General features: G+C 65.2%; 21 protein-coding genes, 1 tRNA gene and 1 pseudogene. 15 read left to right on the top strand and 8 right to left on the bottom strand.

Annotation, left to right across the window (positions count from 1 at the left end; genetic code table 11):
• Positions 1-101: 101 nt before the first annotated feature.
• Positions 102-3107 carry a type I DNA topoisomerase gene (gene topA, locus CH281_RS08040; RefSeq protein ID WP_094693684.1) on the top strand — a complete coding sequence of 1002 codons (3006 nt, stop codon included), beginning with the start codon at positions 102-104 and terminating at the stop codon, positions 3105-3107.
• Positions 3108-3225: 118 nt separating this feature from the next.
• Positions 3226-4413 (top strand): DNA polymerase III subunit delta', encoded by a 1188-nt coding sequence (locus CH281_RS08035; protein ID WP_032386020.1) that lies wholly within the window; start codon positions 3226-3228, stop codon positions 4411-4413.
• Here the strand turns inward: CH281_RS08035 and CH281_RS08030 are convergent.
• Positions 4410-4928: a CGNR zinc finger domain-containing protein gene (locus CH281_RS08030; RefSeq protein ID WP_032406608.1), complete on the bottom strand. Its 519-nt coding sequence runs from the start codon at positions 4926-4928 to the stop codon at positions 4410-4412. The genes CH281_RS08035 and CH281_RS08030 overlap by 4 nt on opposite strands.
• Before the next feature lie 87 nt (positions 4929-5015).
• On the opposite strand from CH281_RS08030, the gene CH281_RS08025 reads away from it, so the two are divergent.
• The 4 genes from CH281_RS08025 to CH281_RS08010 all read left to right on the top strand — a co-directional run bounded on the left by CH281_RS08025 (position 5016) and on the right by CH281_RS08010 (position 7056).
• Positions 5016-5711, top strand: coding sequence for an SDR family oxidoreductase (locus tag CH281_RS08025; RefSeq protein WP_032386610.1), 696 nt, complete (start codon positions 5016-5018; stop codon positions 5709-5711).
• 66 nt (positions 5712-5777) lie between these two features.
• Positions 5778-5850: transfer RNA gene (locus CH281_RS08020), tRNA-Thr, on the top strand.
• Between the two features lie 125 nt (positions 5851-5975).
• On the top strand, positions 5976-6194 hold the full coding sequence (locus tag CH281_RS08015; RefSeq protein ID WP_032364533.1) for a hypothetical protein: 219 nt from the start codon (positions 5976-5978) through the stop codon (positions 6192-6194).
• A gap of 52 nt (positions 6195-6246) precedes the next feature.
• The gene (locus tag CH281_RS08010; RefSeq protein WP_094693682.1) at positions 6247-7056 is read left to right on the top strand and encodes a lipase family alpha/beta hydrolase; all 810 of its coding nucleotides are present in this window, start codon (positions 6247-6249) and stop codon (positions 7054-7056) included.
• On the opposite strand, the gene CH281_RS08005 is transcribed toward CH281_RS08010, so the two are convergent.
• The 4 genes from CH281_RS08005 to CH281_RS07990 are packed head-to-tail and all read right to left on the bottom strand — an operon-like array spanning position 7046 to position 11061.
• Entirely contained in the window at positions 7046-7858 is an 813-nt protein-coding gene (locus CH281_RS08005) for an ABC transporter permease (RefSeq protein WP_027494448.1), read from the bottom strand. The genes CH281_RS08010 and CH281_RS08005 overlap by 11 nt on opposite strands.
• A complete protein-coding gene (locus CH281_RS08000) occupies positions 7855-8817 on the bottom strand; it encodes an ABC transporter ATP-binding protein (RefSeq protein ID WP_094693680.1) in 963 nt (320 codons plus the stop codon). Before CH281_RS08000 ends, CH281_RS08005 begins: the two co-directional genes overlap by 4 nt.
• Complete coding sequence (locus CH281_RS07995; protein ID WP_143544772.1) at positions 8814-9905, bottom strand: LolA family protein; 1092 nt, start codon at positions 9903-9905, stop codon at positions 8814-8816. The genes CH281_RS08000 and CH281_RS07995 overlap by 4 nt, the downstream gene beginning before the upstream one ends.
• Positions 9906-9963: 58 nt before the next feature.
• The gene (locus tag CH281_RS07990; RefSeq protein ID WP_094693676.1) at positions 9964-11061 is read right to left on the bottom strand and encodes a DNA alkylation repair protein; all 1098 of its coding nucleotides are present in this window, start codon (positions 11059-11061) and stop codon (positions 9964-9966) included.
• 303 nt (positions 11062-11364) lie between these two features.
• On the opposite strand from CH281_RS07990, the gene CH281_RS07985 reads away from it, so the two are divergent.
• Positions 11365-12486: a PAS domain-containing protein gene (locus tag CH281_RS07985; RefSeq protein WP_032406604.1), complete on the top strand. Its 1122-nt coding sequence runs from the start codon at positions 11365-11367 to the stop codon at positions 12484-12486.
• A pseudogene (locus CH281_RS07980) lies at positions 12386-13642 on the top strand (putative bifunctional diguanylate cyclase/phosphodiesterase). The gene CH281_RS07985 and the pseudogene CH281_RS07980 overlap by 101 nt, the downstream one beginning before the upstream one ends.
• 3 nt (positions 13643-13645) lie before the next feature.
• Here CH281_RS07980 and CH281_RS07970 read toward each other — a convergent pair.
• Positions 13646-14893, bottom strand: coding sequence for an MFS transporter (locus CH281_RS07970; RefSeq protein WP_032406603.1), 1248 nt, complete (start codon positions 14891-14893; stop codon positions 13646-13648).
• A gap of 112 nt (positions 14894-15005) precedes the next feature.
• Here CH281_RS07970 and CH281_RS07965 point away from each other — a divergent pair, with 112 nt between their 5' ends.
• Both CH281_RS07965 and CH281_RS07960 read left to right on the top strand, forming a co-directional pair.
• A complete protein-coding gene (locus tag CH281_RS07965; RefSeq protein ID WP_032373818.1) occupies positions 15006-15890 on the top strand; it encodes a LysR family transcriptional regulator in 885 nt (294 codons plus the stop codon).
• Positions 15891-15940: 50 nt separating this feature from the next.
• A complete protein-coding gene (locus CH281_RS07960; protein ID WP_032406602.1) occupies positions 15941-17032 on the top strand; it encodes a spore photoproduct lyase family protein in 1092 nt (363 codons plus the stop codon).
• A gap of 4 nt (positions 17033-17036) precedes the next feature.
• Here the strand turns inward: CH281_RS07960 and CH281_RS07955 are convergent, their stop codons facing one another.
• Positions 17037-17405: a winged helix-turn-helix transcriptional regulator gene (locus CH281_RS07955; protein ID WP_032406601.1), complete on the bottom strand. Its 369-nt coding sequence runs from the start codon at positions 17403-17405 to the stop codon at positions 17037-17039.
• 79 nt (positions 17406-17484) lie between these two features.
• On the opposite strand from CH281_RS07955, the gene CH281_RS07950 reads away from it, so the two are divergent.
• The 5 genes from CH281_RS07950 to CH281_RS07930 all read left to right on the top strand — a co-directional run bounded on the left by CH281_RS07950 (position 17485) and on the right by CH281_RS07930 (position 22313).
• On the top strand, positions 17485-17895 hold the full coding sequence (locus CH281_RS07950) for a RidA family protein (protein ID WP_027494441.1): 411 nt from the start codon (positions 17485-17487) through the stop codon (positions 17893-17895).
• A gap of 75 nt (positions 17896-17970) precedes the next feature.
• Positions 17971-18528: a dihydrofolate reductase family protein gene (locus CH281_RS07945; RefSeq protein WP_027494440.1), complete on the top strand. Its 558-nt coding sequence runs from the start codon at positions 17971-17973 to the stop codon at positions 18526-18528.
• Positions 18529-18567: 39 nt separating this feature from the next.
• The gene (locus CH281_RS07940) at positions 18568-19803 is read left to right on the top strand and encodes an AGE family epimerase/isomerase (protein ID WP_032406600.1); all 1236 of its coding nucleotides are present in this window, start codon (positions 18568-18570) and stop codon (positions 19801-19803) included.
• Between the two features lie 48 nt (positions 19804-19851).
• Complete coding sequence (locus CH281_RS07935; protein WP_094693674.1) at positions 19852-21207, top strand: hypothetical protein; 1356 nt, start codon at positions 19852-19854, stop codon at positions 21205-21207.
• On the top strand, positions 21204-22313 hold the full coding sequence (locus tag CH281_RS07930; RefSeq protein ID WP_032406660.1) for a hypothetical protein: 1110 nt from the start codon (positions 21204-21206) through the stop codon (positions 22311-22313). Before CH281_RS07935 ends, CH281_RS07930 begins: the two co-directional genes overlap by 4 nt.
• 28 nt (positions 22314-22341) lie before the next feature.
• Here CH281_RS07930 and CH281_RS07925 read toward each other — a convergent pair whose 3' ends face one another.
• Positions 22342-22602 (bottom strand): hypothetical protein, encoded by a 261-nt coding sequence (locus tag CH281_RS07925; RefSeq protein ID WP_052053276.1) that lies wholly within the window; start codon positions 22600-22602, stop codon positions 22342-22344.
• Positions 22603-22689: the final 87 nt, after the last annotated feature.

The following is a 22689-nucleotide window of genomic DNA, read 5'->3' as shown; positions in this document are numbered from 1 at the left end:
ATGACTGATCTGCGAGTATTTGCTCGACGTATGTCAGTCTGTTAGGAGTGGGGCAGGCAAATCTGCTTGTGAAAACGCACTAGGGAAGGTTCGGCAGCAAGGTGGCAGCACGTAACAACGGCTCGGGGGACAGCTCCGCCGAGCCGCGTCGTCTGGTCATCGTCGAGTCTCCGACCAAGGCCAAAAAGATCGCTCCCTACCTCGGGAGCAACTATGTCGTCGAGGCCTCGGTCGGCCATATCCGCGACCTTCCTCGCGGTGCTGCCGACGTGCCCGCCAAATACAAGGGCGAGCCCTGGGCGCGTCTGGGCGTGGACGTCGACCACGACTTCGAGGCCCTGTACGTCGTCTCGCCCGAGAAGAAGGGCAAGGTCGCAGAGCTGAAAAGCCTGCTCAAGGACGCCGACGAGCTGTATCTCGCCACTGACCCCGACCGCGAGGGTGAGGCCATCGCCTGGCATCTCCTCGAGACCCTGAACCCCAAAGTCCCGGTTCGACGCATGGTCTTCCACGAGATCACCAAGCCGGCGATCCTTGCGGCCGCCGCCGATACTCGCGACCTGGACCAAGACCTCGTCGACGCACAGGAAACCCGCCGCATCCTCGACCGTCTCTACGGCTACGAGGTCAGCCCGGTGCTGTGGAAGAAGGTCATGCCGAAGCTGTCGGCAGGCCGTGTGCAGTCCGTGGCCACCCGCATCATCGTCCAGCGTGAACGCGAGCGGATGGCATTCCGTAGCGCCGAGTACTGGGATATTTCTGCCACCCTCGACGCCGGGGCCGAGGCGAGCCCGCGGAGTTTCGGAGCTCGGCTGGTCAACGTCGACGGCAATCGCGTCGCCGCCGGCCGCGACTTCGGTCCCGACGGCAAGCTGAAGACCGAGTCGGTCACCGTTCTCGACGAACCGCATGCCCGACGCCTCGCCGACGCTCTCGAAGGCGTCGACCTCACCGTCGCGTCCGCCGAGGACAAGCCGTACACGCGTAAGCCGTACCCGCCGTTCATGACGTCGACGCTGCAGCAGGAGGCCGGCCGCAAGCTGCGGTTCAGTTCCGAGCGGACCATGCGTGTCGCGCAGCGTCTGTACGAGAACGGCTACATCACCTACATGCGTACCGACTCGACGTCGCTGTCCGCGTCTGCGGTCTCCGCGGCACGGGCGCAGGCGACCGAGCTGTACGGCCCGGAGTACGTGCACCCCACTCCGCGGCAGTACACCCGCAAGGTCAAGAACGCGCAGGAGGCGCACGAGGCCATCCGCCCCTCGGGTGACGTGTTCCAGACTCCCGGTCAGCTGCATTCGGCGCTGCAGACCGACGAGTTCCGGCTCTACGAGCTGATCTGGCAGCGCACCGTCGCGTCGCAGATGGCAGATCTGCGCGGCACCACGCTGACCCTGCGCATCACCGGAACCGCCGGTACCGGCGAGGAGTGCACGTTCTCCGCGTCGGGTCGCACCATCACGTTCGCGGGCTTCCTCAAGGCCTACGTCGAGAGCGTCGACGACGAGGCAGGCGGTCAGACCGACGACGCCGAGTCGCGTCTACCCGCGTTGAAGGCCGGCCAGGCGGTGACGGCCACCAAGCTCGATCCCGACGGTCACACCACCAACCCGCCTGCTCGATTCACCGAGGCGTCGCTGATCAAGACGCTCGAAGAGTTGGGAATCGGTCGGCCGTCGACGTATTCGTCGATCATCAAGACGATCCTCGACCGCGGTTACGTCTACAAGCGTGGCAGCGCTCTCGTGCCGTCGTGGGTGGCGTTCTCGGTTATTGCGTTGTTGGAAGCGCACTTCGGACGTCTGGTGGACTTCGACTTCACCGCAGGCATGGAAGACGATCTCGACGCGATCGCGGGAGGTCGTGAGCGGCGCGGAGATTGGCTGCAGAGCTTCTACTTCGGCGGCGAGACCGGTGCCGAAGGTTCGGTGGCGCGCTCGGGTGGCCTGAAGAAGATGGTGGGCCAGAACCTCGAAGACATCGATGCGCGCACCATCAACTCGATTCGTCTGTTCGACGATTCAGAGGGGCGCGAAATCCATGTGCGCGTGGGCCGTTACGGTCCGTACCTCGAGCGCATGGTCAAGAACGACGACGATCCGGACGGCGATCCGATCAGCCAGCGCGCCAACCTGCCCGACGACTTGCCGCCTGACGAGCTGACGATCGATTTCGCCGAAAAGCTGTTCGCCACACCACAAGAGGGCCGCAAGCTCGGTGTGGATCCGCTTACCGGTCACGACATCGTGGCGAAGGAAGGCCGTTTCGGGCCCTACGTCACCGAGATCCTGCCCGAGCCGGCACCCGAGCCGACGCCGCCTCAGCCCGACATCGTGCCGATCTCGACCGGTGGTGACGGTGATGGCGGCGGTGGCGTCAAGACTGCGGTGAAGAAGGCCGCGGCCAAGAAAGCTCCGGCCAAGAAGGCTGCTGCGAAGAAAGCCACCGGCCCCAAGCCGCGGACCGGCTCGTTGCTCAAGTCGATGGATCTGGCGACGATCACGCTCGAGGATGCGCTCAAGCTGCTGTCGTTGCCACGCGTCGTCGGCGTCGATCCCGAGTCCAAGGAAGAGATCACCGCGCAGAACGGCCGCTACGGCCCGTATCTGAAGAAGGGCACCGACTCTCGCTCGCTCGCCGACGAGGATCAGATGTTCACGGTCAGTCTCGAAGAGGCTCTGAAGATCTACGCCGAGCCCAAGCGTCGGGGCCGTCAGGGTGAGGCCAAGCCGCCGCTGCGGGAACTGGGCGTCGACCCGATCAGTGAGAAGCCGATGGTGATCAAGGACGGTCGATTCGGGCCGTACGTCACCGATGGCGAGACCAACGCAAGTCTGCGCAAGGACGACGAGGTCGAGACGATCACCGACGATCGCGCGTCGGAGTTGTTGGCGGACAGGCGTGCTCGTGGCCCGGTGAAGAAGAAGGCACCGGCCAAGAAGGCCGCTGCGAAGAAGGCACCGGCCAAGAAGGCTGCTGCGAAGAAGGCTCCGGCCAAGAAGGCTGCAGCCAAGAAGACCGCCACGAAGACGACGGCGGCCAAGACCACGACGAAGAAGGCTGCTGCCAAGAAGGCACCGGCGAAGAAGACCGACGGCAAGTAGCTCGCGAACTCGACGTTGTGGATGGAATCGGCAGCGATTATGTCCATAGCTTCGAGTTCGGCAGTGTCCGGGAACAGTGCGCCGGGAACAGTCGGTCCCAACCGTTAGGGTTGCCAGCATGGCGGGTGTGTTCGATCGATTGGTCGGTCAGGAAGATGTCGAGGCCGATCTGACGGCTGCAGCAGTGGCTGCTCGTACGGGCGTCGACTCGTCGGCGATGACGCATTCGTGGCTCTTCACCGGCCCTCCCGGGTCCGGGCGTTCCATCGCCGCCCTGTGCTTCGCTGCGGCGTTGCAGTGCACCACCGAGGGCATTCCGGGGTGTGGGCATTGTCAGGCGTGTTCGACAACGATGGCAGGCACTCACGGCGATGTGCGACGCGTCATCCCGGAGGGTCTGAGCATCAGTACCAAGGAGATGCGAGACATCGTCTCGGTCGCGTCGCGTCGGCCGAGCACCGGTCTGTGGCAGGTGGTCGTCGTCGAGGATGCCGATCGACTCACCGAGGGTGCCGGAAATGTGCTGCTCAAAGTCGTCGAGGAGCCGCCCGCTCGGACGGTGTTCCTGTTGTGCGCTCCGTCGGTCGATCCGCAGGACATCTCGGTGACGCTGCGCTCGCGCTGCCGGCACGTCTCGTTGGTGACGCCCACAGTGCCGGCCATCGCGCAGGTGCTGCAGACCCGCGACAAGCTCGACGCCGAGACGGCGGAATGGGCCGCGTCGATCAGCGGCGGCCATGTGGGCAGAGCACGCCGACTCGCGACCGACGAGGACGCGCGGGCGCGACGCAAGCGGGCACTTGCCCTGGCGTCGGCCGCAGCCCGTCCCAATCAGGCGTACCTCGCAGCCGAGGAACTGGTGAAGGCCGCCGAGGACGAGGCCAAGGAAATGAGTGCCACTCGTGACGAGGCCGAGACCGAGGAGTTGCGCACGGCCCTTGGAGCCGGAGGTACAGGTAAGGGCGCTGCCGGAGCATTGCGTGGCTCGGCCGGAGTGCTGAAGGACCTCGAGAAGCGGCAGAAGTCTCGCGCCACCAGAACCGGCCGTGACTCGTTGGACCGGGCGTTGATGGACCTGGTGGGCCTGTACCGCGACGCGCTCGCGCGTTCGTACGGCTCGACCGCGACGGCTACGCACCCCGACATGGCCGAGCAGGTCGAGCGAATGGCGAAAGCCGTACCGCCCGAGGCTCTGCTGAAAAGCATCGAGGCGATCCTCGAATGCCGAGAGTCGTTGGCTGTCAACGCAAAACCGAAATTTGCCATCTATGCGATGGTGGCGACGCTCGGCGACGTGCTGCGTTAGTCCTTCGCTTTTTTCCGCGCTCGCGAAGCGCGAAGATTGGCGACATTGCCGCACGTCTTCACGTCGTGCCAGACGCCGCTGTTGTTGCGGGAGCGGTCGTAGAAGGCAGATCCGCATGCCTCGTTCTTGCATCGCTTGAGTCGTCGCCACGTGTCCGCTTGTTGGGCGAGAAGCACTTCGGACCACATCTTCGACGCGATGTAGTCGGCCCCGGTGCCGGTCGGCATCAGTCGTACGGTGCCGTCGTCGCCCGGTACGAGTTCTGCTCGGACGGCCGGACGCGTGGGCAGGTCGCCGGCAATGGCCGCTTCGACATCCGAGCGCAGAGCTCGCAGCGTGGCCGCATCGTCGTCCGACAGCGTGGTCTCCCATACGAGCGATGCTTCCTTCCCGTCCGCTAGGAGGTCGGGGAGGCCGTACGCGTCGATGGCTCGCGTGTTGAGCAGATTCTGAACCACCTGCAGTCCGTCGGGTGCCGGTGCGAGGTGAAAGCGCTCCGTCGGCGACTGTGACATAAGTGAACAATATTTGACTATGTCGGACTGGTCAACTACTACTGACAGAGTCAAAAGCATTTAACATCTGTCGTAAGGGTGAGTTCGATGGTGTCTGTTTCGGGAGCAACGGTATTGGTGACCGGCGGTCAGCGCGGTCTGGGCAAGGCGACGGTCGACGCATTGCTCGAGCGTGGGGCAACGAAGGTGTACGCGACTGCGAGGAGCCCGCGAGAGGACTCGGATCCTCGGGTGGTTCCCGTTGCTCTCGATGTCACCGACGCGGATTCCGTTGCCGCACTTGCCGATATCGCATCCGATGTGTCGATCGTCTTCAACAACGCCGGCGCTCCCGGAACGACACCGTTGCTGACGACGTCGATCGACGACATTCGCGCGGTGTTCGAGACCAATGTCTTCGGCGCGCTGCGAATCGCGCAAGAATTCGCTCCGATACTGAAGGCAAACGGCGGCGGGGCGTTGGTCGACATTCACTCGGTGCTGTCGTGGCTCGGCGGTGCAGGTGCCTACGGGGCATCGAAGGCGGCGATCTGGTCGGCCACCAACTCGCTCCGGCTCGAGCTCGCACCGCAGGGAACCCTCGTTGTCGGGGTGCATCTCGGGTACACCGACACCGACATGATCGCCGAACTCGACGTCCCGAAGAACGACCCACGCGACGTGGTGCGCCAGGTGCTCGACGCCCTGGAGGCCGGGGAGACCGAAGTGCTCGCCGACGACCTGACCAGGCACGTCAAGACGATCCTCAGCGGGCCTGCGGAAGGACTCGGCCTCGCGGGCTGACCGTCAGGGAGGGCGATTTTCGTTTCGACCCGATGCTCCGTTAGACTCACCAACGCCGAAAGGCACGCCGCCTTAGCTCAGTCGGTAGAGCATTTCACTCGTAATGAAAAGGTCAAGAGTTCGATTCTCTTAGGCGGCTCAGACTCAGCCCCTCACCGATACAAATCTGTGAGGGGCTTTTTCGTATCCCGCTCCGGTGAGCATCGGACCCGTCAGCCTCGCGGACCCCGCGACATCCATCACCGAACGAACAGGAACACCCACATGATCGACGCCGTCATTTTCACCAACTACTCCGACACCGAAACCCCCGTCCGAATCAGCACCATCGACGGACACCAGCATGTCGGCAAGATCGGGGCCGTGGACAACAACGATGAGGACGGTGGCTTCATCACCGTCGCCCTCACCGAGGTCCCCACAGGGTCCCCCTACGTCACCGTCGTCATCGCTGTCGACGCGATCACCGCCATCGAAAGCTGAACCGCAGACACCCTGGCCTTCCGCACCACCGTCGACGGGCACACTGGACGAGGTGTTCGCCTCCCTCGCCCCGGCTCGTCGTCGTCTTATGTACGTCGTACTCGCTCTCGTCCTGATCGGTCTCGTCGTAGCCGTGGCGGCCTTCGTCGCATCACGCCTCACGAGCGACCCCGTTGCGAGCGTCGACCAGTCCGTTCCCGGCCCGGTGCTGCTGGTCCCCGGGTTCGGCGGATCCACCGATGCTCTCGAGGTGCTCGCGGCGGAACTACGGGAGAACGGCCGCGACGCCACCGTCGTGGCTCTGCCCGATGGTGGCGTCGGCGACCTGACCGCACAGGCGCAGACCCTGCGCGACGACGTCGACGCGGCTCTGACTCGGACGGGAGCGACCTCGGTCGACGTCGTCGGGTACTCCGCCGGCGGGGTGGTGGCCCGGATCTGGGCTGCCGATCTGGGCGGTGCCGAGCAGGCCCGACGCATCGTGACCCTCGGCTCCCCACACCACGGCACCCAGGTGGCGGGGCTGGCTGCCCAGGTCCTGCCCGACCGGTGCCCGATCGCCTGCCAACAGCTGGCCCCGGACAGCTCTGTGCTGGCCGCCCTGAACTCTGGCGACGAGACGCCGGACGGGCCGCAGTGGGTGTCGATCCGGACCGAACTGGATCAGGTGGTGACCCCGCCGAACTCGGCCCGCCTCGACGGGGCACTCGACATCCCCGTCCAGAGCGTGTGCGCGGACTCGGCCGTCGACCACGGAAACCTGCCCCGTGATCCTCTCGTCGGCGCGATGGTCTCGGCCCAGTTGGACGGCAGCTCCACCGTCGAGCTCGGCGCAGCCGACTGCAGCCGTCTCAGCTCGTGATGTCCTTGGTCGTGAAGTTCGCCCATGCGGCCCCCAGGAGCACGACGACGTAGACGCCCTGCAATCCGACGCCGCGCACCAGGTCCCGCGTCGGCACCGGGTCGCGGAAGAGATCGACGAAGGCCAGCCAGTACCGCGTCGGAAGGTACGGCGCGATGGCGTCGGCGGCGTCCAGCGTCAGCAGTAGCGAGCTGGCGATGAGGAAGGCCAACGCGCCCAGCGTCGCCGCGAGTGGCGAGTCGGTCAGGGTCGACAGGAACAGCCCCATGGCAGCAACTCCGAGCATCGACAGGGTCACGTAGAGCACGGCGATGACAGTGCGCACGGCGACCTGTTCGTCTGTCAGTACCGTGCCGGACACGCTGGACACGCCGGCCAACGACGTGGTGTCGAACAGCGTCGTGCCGACGAAGTATGCGACGGCAGCAACGATGACGACGGCCAGCAGCACGAACGCAGCCACCGAGATCAGCTTCGCGACCAACAGCTTCGTTCGTCCCACCGGGCGGGCCAGCAGGTAACGCAGGGTGCCGGCCTGGGCCTCCCCGGCGACGGAATCGCCGGCGATGACCGACACCGCGACGGGCAGGAACAGCGGGAGCACGATGGCAAGAGCGGCGAGTGGGAAGAGCTGGCCGTTCGTGGTCACCGCGGACAGGAAGGCAGGTCCGTCGCCGGGACGCGGACCGACGTCGGTGAGTGCCAGCAGGCCCGCGACGATGGTGGGTAGCAGGTTCAGCAGGAGGATGACGACCCAGGTGCGGGGTCGGCGAAGCATCGCGCGCAGTTCGACTCCGATCATGCGGTCACCTCCGATCGGACGGAACCTTCGCGAGGGCCAGCAGGACCGTCGACTCGGTCCGCGCTGGCACCGGTGACCGCCAGCACCGACTGCTCGAGGCTCATTTGCTGCGGGCTCAACTCGCTCACCCGGACGCCGCCTTCGACGAGCAGTCGATTGAGCAGGGCCGGGTCAGGGTGTTCGATCACGAGCTGCTGTCCGTCACGCTCGAGCACGGTGGCGTCCTTCACGTCGGACAGGACCGTCACCGCGTCGGCGGGGTCGGGGGTACGCACGAGCACCCGGCCGGTGGGTTGCTGGAACGCAGAGAGCTGATCCTGCAGAACGAGGCGACCTCGATCGAGCACTCCCACTCGGTCGCACAATTGCTCCACTTCGGCCAGCAGGTGGCTCGAGAGGAACACGGTGGTGCCCCGGGAATGCAAGTCCAGCAACAACTCTCGAATCTCGAGGATTCCCTGCGGATCGAGACCGTTGGTCGGCTCGTCCAGTATCAGCAGCTCGGGGGTGCGCATGAGGGCCGCGGCCAAGCCGAGGCGTTGCCGCATGCCGAGCGAGTACTGCTTGACCGGCCTGCGTCCGACCCCGGCGAGGCCCACCTGCTCAAGGGCCTCGCCGACGCGGGCGGTGCGGGTGCGCCGAGAACCACCGGGGCCGGCCGCGTCGAGCAGGGTGAGGTTCCGGCGCCCGGAAAGATTGGGGTAGGCGGCGGGGTTCTCGATCAGCGCACCCACTCGCGGCAGCACGCTCCTGCGTCGTCGGGGCATCTCCTCGCCGAGCACCTGCATCTGCCCGGAGGTGGCCAGGACCAGCCCGAGCAGCATCCGCACGGTCGTCGTCTTGCCGGAGCCGTTCGCGCCCACGAAGCCGTAGATGTCGCCGGCGCGTACGTCGAGGTCGACGCCGTCGACGGCCCGCACCGATCCGTAACGCTTGGTGAGGCCGGTCGTGCGGATCATGTGGCTGCTCCTTCGAGCTGCTGGGCTGCGGTGGCCAAGGTTTCTGCGGTGACGGTGCCGGAGAGCAGATATCGGCGGCGGTCTCCGGCGGGCTCGGTGATCAGGACGTTCAGCGGTCCGATCGACAGCGCCACGCTGTCGCCGGTCACGACTGCGCCGGGAGCGGCCCGCAACTGGTCGACGAGCCCGCGCGCGGCGCGACGCGGCAGCGGAGCGGCGATCAGCTCGGTCACTCCGCGGCCGAATATCCCGACGGATCCCGGTTCGTCGCGGTCCCGCAGATCCAGTCCGGACAGAGTCGACGGAAGAAGGGGAGAGTCGATCCCGTCGGCGAACGAGGCGATGTCGAGACCGTCCTGCTGCTGCACATCGGTACCCGGGGGCGGGACGAAACGGACGGTGTCGGCGTCGGGCATCTCGGATGAGAAGTCCAGGAATGCAGTGCTGACAACAGGCCGAGCGGCCCCGCCGGCGAGCACGTCGACCTGCAGTGGCAGCCCGCTGTCGGGGTCGGCCCACACGTCGACCTCGGTGATGGTGCTCTGCGACTCGGCGGGGACGAGCCGCAGGCCAGGGGCGTCCCGGCCGGCAATTCGGCGGGTCGGCAGCCGGGTGACCTCGTCGGTGGTCGCCTCACTGAGCAGCCGCTGCCCGAGCTCCGGCGGCAGCAGATCGGCCTCGCGCGGCAGACGCAGGCTCGGTTCGGGGACCGGGGTTGCCACAGCCGTGTTCTGCTCGTAGTCCCATCTCCACAGCAGAGCCGGGGACCGGTAGAGACCGCGTTCACCGGCGAGGCGGACGGTGTCGACGCGAAAGCTGTCCGGGGCGCGGTACCAGGCGCGCAGGGTCGTGGTGTCGCCCAACAGATCCGGTAGGCCGCCGAGTCCGTCGGTGACCGGCAGGGTGACACCGCCGACGGCCTGGGCGTAGCCCGAATACGGTGCTGCGGTGGAGGACTGGACCCGAGACAGCAGTTCCGCCGCACCGATGTCCGACGCGGCGACGGGCAGGCGCTCGATCACCGAGGGCGTGGCGACGAGCACGGCGATGCCGAGCACCACCGCCAGCCACCGCCACTGTCCACGCACCTCATCGACCGTACGGACGTAGCCGATGTGCCGCATGTGCGTGGTACAAAGCCGGCGGCTAGCGGACGAGCACGAACTCCGCGAGACCGTAACTCACGCCGTTGATCTGGAGCTCGATCGAGTGCGGGCCGGGGTAGTACGTGCGTGTGGTCAACGTTCTGAACGAGTGTCGGCGCGCAACCTCGATGCTCTCTCCGGGCGCGACCGATTTGGTCGTCAGCTTGAACGTCTTCCCCGTCACCCCGCCGTTCGCTTTGGTGTGGTGCACGACGTAGTCGATCGCGATCTTTGCGGGCTCGACGCCGACGTTGCGAATTTTCGCGGTGAATCCCAGGCTCTCGCCGATCTGCAACTCGGTCACGTCCACGGCAGGGCCCGTCACCTCGAGTTCGGCCGGGGCGAAACCCAATAACGCGAGCGCGTCGGTGTTCCCCTTCTTGATCACCGTCCGAAGCGCATGGCGCGCAAGCCGGTCGGTGTTGGCGTCCGGCTCGCCCAGCCACCGCGCCGCGGTCCCGACCACGACATCCGGGATGTCTCGGCTGAAGTCGTTGAGATGGTTGGCAACCGACCGCCGAACGTAGTCGCTGTCGTCTCGGTACAGCCTGTCCAGAATCGGCACGGTCACGCCGGGGCGCGCAAGTATCTCGGGCACTCTCACCGACCACGGCAAGTACGGTCGAGTGCCTTCCGACGCGAGGCGGCGAACGTGTTCGTCCGGTGATTGCGTCCACTCGGCCGCGATGGCGAGAGCCCGATCCAGATCGGTTCGGAGGAAGGTCCGGATGGCGAATTCGGAGGTCAGTCGGCCGGTGAGCTCGGCGAGCAAGGACATCCCGTCGTCGAACGCGGTCGCAGTTCGCTCGTCGACGGCTTTCGATGCGACAGCACTCGTCACGGGCCAGACCGACCAGCCTCGAAAGTCGGGATCCGCAGCGGCCAGTCGGATGGTCCGAGCGAACTGGGCGTAGTCGCCCGGCAGCCCTGTCAGTAGCGCGTCACGCAGCAGGTCGGCGCGGGCTCGGAGTGCGAGTGGAGCCAACCCGTCCGACGACTCTCGAAGCAACGACAAATCCGCTTTCGGAGCAGCCGTACGAATGGTCCGAAACAGCGTGTGGGCTGCGTCCGGACCGAGTAGTTCATCGGCGAAGGGCATGGGAGCTTCTTACCCGACGCATCGCGTTCGTTCGGAGGCGGACCGAAGGTCCGGATTATTCGGCGAAACACCCGATTCTCGACTGCCTGAACGGCAGCAGTGTAAAAAGAACTGCGATTACCTTCGCGAAACACAATGTGCTGAAACGCTGGTCAATGCGGGTTTTCGGTGGTGAAGTATCGAATTCCGGTCTCGGTCCGATCATTCTGTGCAACGCGCTACGAACCTGGGGGGTCGCATCGTGCTCGTCGTCGACTCGAACCGACTCGTGAGCCCGGTGTACCGAGCCGATGAGCGATCGCGGTGAGCGGGTGGCTCTGGGTGGTGATCCTCAACGGGATCACCGCTGCTGCGTACTCGGGGATCGTGCTGCTCATCGTCCGAGGGCTGTTGCGAACCGGGCAGTTTCGTAACAACCGGCTCGCGGTCGCCACCGCCGCGATCTTCACGACGTGTGCCGCCCACCATTTGATCCATGCGTGGCATCTGACGGCCGGGCTCGGCACTCACGCATCGCATCTCGGTACCGATTCCGGCATGGGACCCCTGGACGCGATGCGGGAGTCGATGGGCGGGACCGTCGACGTGATGGTGGCGGCCTCGACGGCACTCGCCGGCGTCGTCTACCTGGGGATGCGCCGCTTCTACGGACCGTTGCTCCGCTCACCTGCGATGTTCGACGACGCGAGCGAGGCCCGGTATCGGCAGCTGGCGGCGAACCTCCCGCACACGTCGGTGCTGGTCGTCGATCGCGACCTGCGATTCATTCTCGTCGAAGGTGCCGGACTGCTGGCGGAAGGATACGACCCGCGGCGGATGGAGGGGCAGCTGCTGCAAGACACTGTCCCGCCGGAGGTCAATGCCCGGCTGAAGCCGTTCTACACAGCGGCCATCGATGGGGAGGAGTCGTCCTTCGACTCCGTAGGTTCCCGGACGGGTGCGATCTTCGCCGTGAAGACCAGACCTCTGCGCGATGACACAGGTCGAATCGTCGGCGCGATGGTGCTGTCCGAGGACGTCACTGCCGAGCGTGAGGCGCGCGCCGAGCTCGAGCAGGCGCGCGCGTTCCGTGATGCGGTGCTGACGGCATCGCCGGACGTCACCATCGTCACCGATGTCGAGACCGGGACCGTGAAGTGGGCCTCGCGCAACGTCAGGTCGTTGTTGACCGGGCCGAACCAGGACGGCTCACCCGGCGACACCGCCGCCCCCGAGGACGGGTTGGAGTCGGTGGTGCCCGAGGACATCGACGTCGTCCGGGCAGCGGACCGGGACGCTGCCTCCCTGCCGGATGGGGAGAGCGTCAGCATCCGGTACCGGGTGCGTGCGGCGGACGGCTCGCACCGGCGCTGCCGCGGCGGTGCTGTTCTGCGATTTGGACGGGTTCAAACGAATCAACGACACCGGCGGCCATGCGGCCGGTGACGCCGTGCTGGTCGAGGTCGCTCGCCGATTGCGTTCGGTGCTGCGGGCCGAGGACTCGATCGCCCGCGTCGGCGGCGACGAGTTCGTTCTGGTCCTCGATGCGTTGCCTGCGGAGAACGGGACAGGCAAGCCTGCGGGCGGCGCGCTTGCCGCACAGGTCGCCGAACGAATCCGGACGGTACTCGCAGCGCCCATCGCGTACGGAGGCCGTGAGTACGTGGTGTCGGCAAGCGTCGGGATGGTGTTGGTCCGCCGGGGCGTCAGTGCTCAGGAAGCGCTGCGCGATGCGGACTCCGCGATGTACCGGGCGAAGCAATTGGGCAAGGACCGAATCGAACTGTTCGACGACGCGCTGCGGGTGCACGCGATCGAGCGTGCGTACATCGAACAGACCCTGAGGGACGCGCTCGATCCTGATCGGGTCGGTTCCGCGACGTTCGGTGTGGCCTACCAACCGGTCTACGATCTCGGCAGTCGTCGACTGGTCAGTTTCGAGGCGCTCGCTCGCCTGCGGGACAGCACGGGCACAGCGATTTCACCCGACAGATTCATCCCGGTGGCCGAGGACACGGGACTCATTTCCGATCTGGGTGAGCGCGTGCTCGACGACGCTCTCGGCACCCTCGCGCGGTGGCGATCCGAGAACCCGCCTACCTCCGCGTCCGACGCGCCCGTCACGATGGCCGTGAATCTCAGTGCCCGACAGGCTCAACACGTCGACATTTGTGCGGCAGTGGAAACAGCCCTCGAGCGGCATCGCATGGCTCCGGGGGACCTCGTTCTCGAGCTCACCGAGTCCGTGTTGCTCGATTCCGGCTCGTCGGTCCTGCGTCAGCTCGGCTAATTACGCACACTGGGTGTGGGAATCGCCATCGACGACTTCGGAACGGGCTTCGCGAGCCTGCGATACCTCGCTACGCTGCCGGTGAGCGCTGTGAAGTTAGACCGGTCCTTCACGTCCAGCATTACCAGTGACGCGACGAGCAGCAGCATCGTCGGAGCAATCATCAATCTGGCCCGCGATCTGAAACTGGGCTGCGTGGTCGAGGGCATCGAAACTCTCGACCAACTCGAAGCGCTGCCCAATTCTGTTCAGGGACAGGGCTATCTGCTGGGCAGGCCTGCCGAGATCGCGTCGGATACCTGGAATCCCTGAGCCTCACCGCGGGGTTGCCGAGGCCCGTCGAGCCAGGGTTGCCACTCCCAGTAGAAGTACCAGCACCAAGGCCGCAAGTCCGGTCATGGCTGCGGTTGCGGACATCGAGAGGGTGGCGATTCCGATTCCCACGGCCGGAATGCCCAGGCCGAGGTATGCGATCAGGAACAGTCCGGCCAAGGCCTCGCTTCGTTCGGCCGGTGCCGCCATCGCGGCGACGGCTCCCACTGCGGCCTTGAACAGGACGCCCGCCCCGATTCCGGCCACGACGCCGCCGACCAGGAATGTCGGCAGGCTCAGGGTGTGCATTCCGATCACCAACGCGATCAGACCGAGGGCTTCGGCCGAGATGCCGAGTGAGAGTTTCGCTGTGCTCGACATGCGACTGGTCATCGTCTGCGCGAGCGCTGCCGTGCCGAACACCGCGAACACGGTGGCACCGCTGAGGGCGCGGGACGGATGGTCGAGTGTGCCCGCCACGAATCCCGGTGCCACCGAGGTGAACACACCGAACACTGCGAACGACGCGAAACCGGCTGCGGCAGCGGCGAAGTACCCGGCGCGATCACCGTGATCGGCACTGATTCGCTGCGGGCGATAGGCGGGCCGCTCCGGCATTTCGGCCACGGTCTCGGGTACCAGCGCGACACCGACGACAGCGACGACGATCAGTACCGCGAACACGAGATACGGGGTGTGCAGGGGAGCCGCGACGAACTGCGCCAGGAACCCGGCTACCAACGGCCCGACGCCGAGTCCGCCGATGTTCGCTGCGGTGGAGACCTTCTCGAATCGCTGGCCGGACGCGGTCGGCCGGTGCGTGGAATGCAGCTCGTGCAGGTAGGCCGTAGCGGTCGCGGTGAGTGCTCCGACGCCGAGTCCGGTGATGAGCCGTGCGACGAGCAGTAGAGGAAGTGCAGTGCCGCTGAGGAACATGACCGCAGCCACCAATTCGAGCAGCAACGCGGCGATCAAGACCTTCTTCCGGCCCACCCAGTCCGAGACATGTCCGGCCAGAACAAGACTGACGATCACGCCGACGGCGTAGGCCGCGAACACGATCGTGACCATGAACGTCGAGAAGCCGTCACGCACCTGATAGAGCGGGTACAGCGGGCTGGGCACGGTGGAGAACGCCATCGCGGTGAGGAATGCCGCCGCAACCACCCAGAAGCCGACGCCGTGTCGACGAGTCGAGGTCGGTGAGTGAGTCTGTTCCGGCGGAGCGGCGGGCAGGGTGTCGTGGGACATGTCGTTCTCCGAAGTCGGTGTTGTTCGTTCGGATACGACTGTCCTCGGACTCGACGATCACGTCCAACGAAGAAAAACGCTGACAACTATCTCGATATGCGATCATCGACGGATGGAGCTGCGCCACCTCGAATACTTCGTCGCGGTCAGTGAAGAACAGAACTTCACCCGTGCCGCTGCCCGTCTGCATATCGTTCAATCTGCGGTTTCGGCGGCGATCAAGTCCCTCGAACGAGAACTGGGTGCATCGCTGCTCGATCGCAACTCCAAGCGTGTGCTGCTGACCGAGGCCGGCCGGGCTCTGCTTCCCCGTGCTCGGGTGGTACTCGATGCCGCTCGCGATGCCCGTGATGCGGTCGACGACGTTCGAGGCGGCCTGCGCGGCACCGTCAGAATCGGCACGTTGACCTCGATCAAGCTGATCGACCTTCCCGGTCTGCTGGGCGAGTACCACCGCCGGTTTCCGCACGTCCAGCTCATCACCGGCGCAGCGCCGTCGGGCACTCAGGGGCTACTCGAATCGGTGGCAGACGGCCGACTGGACCTCGCGTTCGTCTCCGACTCCGGCCGACGGCCCGCCGGGATCGACGTGCGAGAACTCGCGTCGTCGGTATTGGATCTGGTGCTCCCGTCGGACCACCCCCTGGCCGAACGAGAGTCCTTGACGCTGGACGACATTGCACCGTACGACTTCATCGACTCGCCGATCGGCTTCGGAAATCGCGCGGTGGCCGACCGCGCGTTCGCCGACGCGGGATTGCAACGACGCGTGAGCATCGAAATCACCGATATCTCCACCGGCGTTGCCTACGTCCGCAACGGCCTCGGGATATCGCTGCTACCCCGGTTCGTCCTGACCGAGCGGAGCGGTGTGGTCGTCACCACGGTGTCGAAAGTGGATCTGACGTGGCCGCTCGCGGTTGCGACCTCGTCGACTCGCGCTCCGAGCGCGGCGGTACGTGCCCTGCTGGGCGTGCTCGACGAATTTCTCGCCTGAGCTGCGGTAACCGGGAAGCATTGCACGCTGCGACGCGTTCAACACGAGTAATGGATGATCTTCTGGTTGCCCCCACTCGACTCTGGACACCCTCGCGTGTCCTGGTCACCAAGTCTGCGTCCGAGTTACCCCACACCGCGGAAATTCTCCGTCGGTGCGAAGCAGCAGGCGTCGCCGACATCGACATTCTGTCCGGTGACCGCCTCACCGGACTGCGTGGTGAGTCCGAGCGCGAGACCTACGCACGAGCCAAGTCGACGATGGCCGTGGTGGTCGCTCCGCCGAGTGTGCTGAAACCGCAACCGATTCCGCCGAGCGCGGACTGGCGGATCGACCTGGCGAAAGGATGCCCGGCGCATTGCCAGTACTGCTATCTCGCCGGCTCGTTGTCTGGTCCGCCGATCACCAGGGTCTTCGCCAACCTCGACGACGTGTTGGCCGGTATCGGCACTCACGCAGGCCGCGGTTCCATCACCTCCGGCACCGATGAGCGCGGGCACGAAGGCACCACATTCGAGTTATCCTGCTACACCGATCCTTTGGGGATCGAACACGTGACGGGCTCTCTTGCCGAGGCCGTTCGCAGAGTGGGCGCGGGCGTGTACGGGGACGACGTGTCGCTGCGTTTCACCACCAAGTTCGACGACGTCCGCGAGTTGGTGACGCTCGACCACGGCCGCCGAACGCGAGTTCGGCTGTCGGTCAACGCCGATGACATCGCTCACCGCTTCGAGGGCGGCACGGCACGTATGCCGGCTCGGATAGAAGCTCTGCGGCAGTTGGCACTGGCCGGTTACCGAGTGGGGTTGACGATCGCGCCGATCATGCCGATCCCGCAGTGGCGCGAGCAGTACGGTCGATTGCTCGCGAACGTCGCCGACGCGTTGCGCGATGTGCCCGATCTCGATCTGACCGCCGAAATCATCACTCACCGCTTCACGCCGTCGAGCAAGGATGTGTTGTTGAGCTGGTATCCGGGAACGAAACTGGAGATGGACGAGGGCGCGCGCACAGCGAAGAGAAACAAGTTCGGCGGCGTGAAATACGTCTATCCGAAGGACACGATGGCCGAGATGCGCAGCTGGTTCGTCGACGAACTTCGCGACGTTCTGCCCGACGCGCAGCTGCTGTACTGGACGTGAACCGTCACAGGGCATCGAATCGGTCTCGCGCTCGGTCGATGTCGTCCATGTGCGTGCTTGCCCACGCCAGCAGGACGTCGACGGGAGTTCGAAGTGTTTTGCCCAGGGGAGTGATTCGATATTCCACTGCCACCGGGCGGGTGCTCAGCACCGTGCGTTCGATGATTCCGTTGCGTTCGAGCTTCCGCAGCGTTGCGGTGAGGGACTTCTGAGTCACCTCGGGAATCCCGCGGCGGAGATCGTTGAATCGGCAGGGGCGCTCGCACAATTCGTTGAGTACTTGCAGTGACCATTTGTCGAGCACCTGATCCAACAATTCGCGGTGCGGGGCAGTGATCGTGAGTTCTGCGGTGCCGTCGGCGGTATCGGTCATGAAACCAGGTTCCCTTGAAGTGTCCTTTGTGTACCAGGTATCAACGTTATACCTGAATTTCTACGACGAAGGACCAACCATGAGCGTCACTCGATTCACCCCGCCCGGAATGATGCAACCCACCCCGTATCACCACGTGGCGGTGGGTCAGGGTTCTCGACACATCCACGTCAGCGGTCAGATCGCCCGGAACGAGGACGGGTCGGCCATCGATACCGACGACCTCGCCGGTCAGGTTGCGCAGGCGCTGCGCAATACCGCGATCGGATTGACCGGTGCAGGAGCAACATTCGAGGACGTACTGCGGCTGACGTTCTACGTCACGCACTGGGCTCCCGAGCTGATCGGTGAGTTCATGGACGGCGTCACGCGCGTCGCCGACGAGATCGGACTGCCGACTCCCATGCCGCCGGCGTCGTTGATCGGAGTGGATTACCTCTTCGAACCGGACGTGCGGGTAGAGGTGGAAGCAACCGCGATTCTGGACTGAATCCGCGGATAGGCCGGTGACTTCTCGGCGGTGCAGAGGTCGATACCGGCAAACCCACCCGACCTCTGGAGTGACATGGCGATTCTGACCTACAACCTGCATGTTTCCCTCGACGGCTACATCGAGGATCCCGACGGCAGCCTCGACTACTCGATGCCCGACGAGGAATCGCATCGGTTCTCGAATCGACAGACCGTGGAGACGAGCGTCTTTCTGTTCGGACGGCGGCTGTACGAGGCCATGGAGGACTACTGGACCGACCCGGAACGGGCGGCCGGCGACCCCGTCGAAGCCGAATTCGCCGAGCTGTACAAGGCAACTCCCCGGGTGGTCTTCTCGGACACCCTCACTTCCGTGCCCGACGGTTGCCGGCTGGTCCGTAGTGCCGACGCCGTCGCGGAGGTGGAGCGAATGAAACGGGAGACCGAGGGCACGTTGGCCGTCGCCGGCGCGTCGTTGGCCGCATCGTTGTTCGACTCGATCGACCAGTTCGAGCTCATTGTCGTCCCGACAATCCTGGGTGGTGGAAAGCCGTACTTCCCCGTGGGGCACCGACTGAACCTGGTGCTGGAAGAGCAGAGGCACTTCCCTACGTCGGGCTGGATGTATCTGCGGTACAGGGTGGTTCGGTAAGCGGACCTGTCGTCCGGCCCGATCGCGCAGAATGGGCTCATGACATCCGGTGATCGTCGTCAGTGGTGGACCTTGCCCGCGCACCAGCGGTGGCTCGACACAGAATCGGCTCGGCTCCTCCGGTTCGGTAGCTCGCTCGAGCATCCTGCCGGGGGAGCGGCGTGGTTGAACGACCGCGGACATCCGGACCTGAGACATCCGGCCCTGACCTACATCACTGCTCGGATGGCGCACGTGCATTTCCTGGCCTCGATGCAGGGGTATCCCGGGTCTCGTAGGAAAGCCGATCGAGTGTTCGACGGTCTACTGACGACGTTGCGGGACAGCACGAACGGCGGGTGGTTCGAGTCCAGCGCCGACGCCTCGTCCCCCGACGCGACGAAGACGGCCTACACGCATGCCTTCGTGGTGTTGGCGGCAGCCGCAGCCGCAGCGGCGGGACACCCCAGTGGACGGGGGCTTCTCGACGAAGCCCTCGAGGTCGTGGATCGGCGATTCTGGGACGAGAACCACGGCATGTGCGCAGACACCTGGAATGCGAGCTGGACCGCGCTCGACGGTTATCGCGGTATCAACGCCAACATGCACATGGTCGAGGCACTGCTGGCGGCGGCCGATGCGGGTGCGCCCGAGGTCTGGCGGAGCAGGGCAGTACGCATCTGCGACAACGTGATCGGCTGGTCACAGTCGAACGAGAATCGCATTCCCGAGCATTTCACTGCGGAATGGCAGCCGATGCTCGAGTACAACAGCGGCGACACCGCAAACCAGTTCAAGCCGTACGGAGCAACGGTGGGGCACGGTTTCGAGTGGGCTCGGCTGCTCGTGCAGGCGAGTCTCGTGGCCTACAGCCCTTGTGGCCACGATTACATTGCCGCCGCCGCGTCGCTGTATCACCGCGCGGCGCAGGACGGATGGCAACCCGGCCCGTCGCCCGGCTTCGTCTACACCACCGACTGGACCGGGCGACCGGTAGAGACAGAGCGTCTGCACTGGGTGTTGTGCGAGGCGATCGCGGCCGCCGCGACACTGGGTCGTCGGACCGGAGAAGAGCGCTACGACAACGACTATCGCACTTGGTGGGACATTGCCGCCGACTCCTTCATCGACCTCGTCGACGGCTCCTGGCATCACGAACTCGACGCGGACAACAGGCCCGCAGCCACGGTGTGGAGTGGAAAGCCGGACCTGTACCACGCTGTGCAGGCGACATGGATCAGCCGAGGTGTGAACAGCTCGAGTATGGTGGCGGCGCTGCTGGCGGACTCGGCCTGAATGGCCGCATCGGACCAAAACCGTCCGTTGGGTATGTAGTGTCGTCTCGTGCGCGAAGGAAGAAGACACAACGCCGTCATCGACGTATCGGTCATCGTCACGGTGGTCGCACTCGGTGTCGTTGCGGCCGGACTGCTGCATTCGCCGGAAAGTGAACTGCCGCCCGGAAATGCCGTGTCATCCGGGGAGGCCGCGCGCGACGGTGACTACTCCATCGTCTCCGAGCCCGTCGAGTATCCGGTCGACATTCCGGGGTGCTCCGAGGTCGAGCCGCCCCCGCCCAGTGAGGATGGGCGCCTCATCTCGGTCATCGGGAGTCAGGCTCGGTCCTACGACAATCCTGCCTACCCGTGGTTGACCGCGAGCAAGGCAGGAGCGATGACCGACGCCCTCGTGGGCGCACTTCCAGCGGATGTCACCGTGAAGTTGGCCGCCCCATCCCAGTCGCTGACCTTCCAACCGGTGGACGACTTCGGCGGTAATGTGCCGGAGGGCCTCGAGGCAAGCACCAGTGCCCGCGGCGACCTGACTCGCGCGGGGGTGTCTGCGTTTGCCAGCGTCGATGTTCGACCGTCGTCGACGGGGATTCCGGCCTGTGTCGCAGGCGTTCTCGACGCCCGCACCACCGAGCCCGACGGAACGGTGGTCGATACCGACGACAGTTGGTACGAGATCGGTGGTGACCGCACGAACAGTCGCAGAGCGACGGCGTATCACCCGGACGGAACTCTGGTCACCGCGAATCTGAGTACTACCGTTGGTCCCGAATTTCCCTTGGACACATCCGAGTTGACCCGAATCGCGGCGCTGCCGGGCCTCCGAGTCGCTTCGCCTGCACCGGCGGGAAGCGCTGCGCCGCGCCAGGATTGCTCGGTCTCGCTCGCAGGGGAGGCGACAGCGGTGGATATCGACGAGGTGTCCTTGGACGCCGCGAACGAGGCGTTGACGACAACCTGGCAGGCGCTACCCGATGCGCCCGTCCTGAACCGGCCGATCGGGTCGCTGGTACCCGATCGCACGGGCAGGGGTGCCTGTACGGACATCGACGTAGTGAAATCCGATGTAGCGCTGTCGATTTCCGTATCCTCCGGCGCGGCACTCCCGGTGGCGAGGGACCCCTACGATCCGGAGAATGCGTACGGTCCGGTTGTGGAGCTGCGAACATTGCCCGACGGTTCGGTGCTCGAATCGTACGACGTCGATCTGTCGAGCAGTATGACCGCGGAGGACGGAACCATGCGGTTGGCGAGGTCGGTCACGCTGACGCGACCGTCCGGCGTGCAGGTGTCGGTTCGGTCGACGGCGGATTTCGTTCCTGGCGGGGGCCGTTCGACACGGCCGGAACCGCTGCCACTCGAGCTACTGGATGCAGTGGCCCAAGCTCCGATCACGGAGTGGCCGTGAAGGATTCGACGACACGCACTGTTCTCGCTGCAGCCGCGGTGATGGTGGCAGTGGTATCCGTCGCCGCGGCTGCGGTCGTGCTGGTGAATGTGGACGTGTCCGTAAAGCCGTCGATGGACGATGCAACGACGTCGGCGTTCGACGAGATGCCGACGTTCTCGGAGGAGACGGAGACAATTGAGGCGCCGGCTGGGCCGGCGCTCGAGCCCAGCTGGCGGATCGACGCAGAGACCGTCTACGGTAGGCAATTCGCTGCATTCCGTTCGCCGACCGCAAGTTTGACGTTCGATCTCGGGGTCACGGGCGTGATCGACGCCGGCGATGTTCTCGTCACCGCAATGGGCCTGCCGAATCCACGGTCGTCTTCGCTCGATGCAGTCGAGTTCGTGGCCCTCGATGCCGACGACGGCAGTGTGCGATGGAAGGCGTCGCCCGGAACAGTCGACGTATGCGCGAGCGTTCCCGTTCAGAGCGAGATCGTCTGTCTCGACACGTATTCCGATGTGCAGTCCCTCGTCACTATCGGTACGAACGACGGGGTGGTGAAGCGGATACCGGTCCCCGAGGACTGGTACGTCTACGCGATCGAGAGCGACGGGACATCGGTGCTGTTGTTGGAAGGCAGCCCTGAGGATGGCGAATCCGTGTTGCACGGCGGGTCGGTGAATGCACTCGACCGAATGTGGACGCTACCGATCACCACATCCATGGGGTGGGAGGGCCTGAGTGGCACAGTGATTCACACGGCCGACGGGCGAGGCGTCGTCACGATGGGCGGGGAGGCGACATTTTTCGATCCGACCACCGGAGCACCCGTCGGGGGTCTCGACATGACCTCGGATGACACCGTCGTCGACTCCACCGGCGCTACTGTGTGGGAGTTGCCGGATCCGTTCGATACGGACAAGGTCATCGGCAACACTCGTTATTCGATCGACGGTCCGGCGTATGTCGCAACCACGGATTCCGGTGACGTGCGGTGGCATTGGACCATCCCGGCTGGGTCCGATGGGTTCACCGACAGCGGCACTATCGCCCAGACGCTATCGGGTGTGTTCTTCCTCGGAACCGATTCGATGGTTCGTCTCGAATCGGTTCCGAGTTGACGCCGAGCAGCACTACCGTGCGGCAGTGCTATTCCCGGTGCGGAGTGCGCTCACCGGTGTTCGGGTCCACGTCGAACAGTTGATCGGTGTTGTCGGGGGAGTAGACGACGGTGTCGACTTCCCGCGCGCGTCGTCGGGCACCGTCGCGAACGGCGAAGAACGCTGCTGCGAACAGTACGACCACGGTGATGCCGGCGACGATCGCCCATCCCTCGAAGCCGCCCGCCAGAGCCGCGATCAGACCGCCCGCGGATGCGATTCCGGCGAAGATCAAGATGACGGCCAGCATGTTCTCGACTGCACGTGCCCAGCTCGTTTTCGAAGGCCTTTTCTCGACCATGGGGATGTTCCTCTCGCTAAGTTCCGTCGCCGAATA

The sequence above is a fragment of the Rhodococcus sp. 06-221-2 genome (assembly GCF_002258365.1).
Classification (GTDB): Bacteria; Actinomycetota; Actinomycetes; order Mycobacteriales; family Mycobacteriaceae; genus Rhodococcoides; species Rhodococcoides fascians.
The sequence above is the reverse complement of the archived record's forward strand: the minus strand, read 5'-3'. Positions and strand labels throughout refer to the sequence as shown.

Excerpts from the sequence above, each read along its gene's own strand:
- CH281_RS07965 (WP_032373818.1), top strand. The coding sequence starts at position 15,006 with ATGGAGCTGCGCCACCTCGAATACTTCGTCGCGGTCAGTGAAGAACAG.
- CH281_RS07955 (WP_032406601.1), bottom strand. The coding sequence starts at position 17,405 with ATGACCGATACCGCCGACGGCACCGCAGAACTCACGATCACTGCCCCG.
- CH281_RS08000 (WP_094693680.1), bottom strand. The coding sequence starts at position 8,817 with ATGATCCGCACGACCGGCCTCACCAAGCGTTACGGATCGGTGCGGGCC.
- CH281_RS07925 (WP_052053276.1), bottom strand. The coding sequence starts at position 22,602 with ATGCTGGCCGTCATCTTGATCTTCGCCGGAATCGCATCCGCGGGCGGT.
- CH281_RS07940 (WP_032406600.1), top strand. The coding sequence starts at position 18,568 with ATGACATCCGGTGATCGTCGTCAGTGGTGGACCTTGCCCGCGCACCAG.
- CH281_RS08035 (WP_032386020.1), top strand. The coding sequence starts at position 3,226 with ATGGCGGGTGTGTTCGATCGATTGGTCGGTCAGGAAGATGTCGAGGCC.
- CH281_RS08025 (WP_032386610.1), top strand. The coding sequence starts at position 5,016 with ATGGTGTCTGTTTCGGGAGCAACGGTATTGGTGACCGGCGGTCAGCGC.
- CH281_RS07990 (WP_094693676.1), bottom strand. The coding sequence starts at position 11,061 with ATGCCCTTCGCCGATGAACTACTCGGTCCGGACGCAGCCCACACGCTG.
- CH281_RS07945 (WP_027494440.1), top strand. The coding sequence starts at position 17,971 with ATGGCGATTCTGACCTACAACCTGCATGTTTCCCTCGACGGCTACATC.
- CH281_RS07970 (WP_032406603.1), bottom strand. The coding sequence starts at position 14,893 with ATGTCCCACGACACCCTGCCCGCCGCTCCGCCGGAACAGACTCACTCA.
- CH281_RS07960 (WP_032406602.1), top strand. The coding sequence starts at position 15,941 with ATGGATGATCTTCTGGTTGCCCCCACTCGACTCTGGACACCCTCGCGT.
- CH281_RS08015 (WP_032364533.1), top strand. The coding sequence starts at position 5,976 with ATGATCGACGCCGTCATTTTCACCAACTACTCCGACACCGAAACCCCC.
- CH281_RS08030 (WP_032406608.1), bottom strand. The coding sequence starts at position 4,928 with ATGTCACAGTCGCCGACGGAGCGCTTTCACCTCGCACCGGCACCCGAC.
- CH281_RS08005 (WP_027494448.1), bottom strand. The coding sequence starts at position 7,858 with ATGATCGGAGTCGAACTGCGCGCGATGCTTCGCCGACCCCGCACCTGG.
- CH281_RS07950 (WP_027494441.1), top strand. The coding sequence starts at position 17,485 with ATGAGCGTCACTCGATTCACCCCGCCCGGAATGATGCAACCCACCCCG.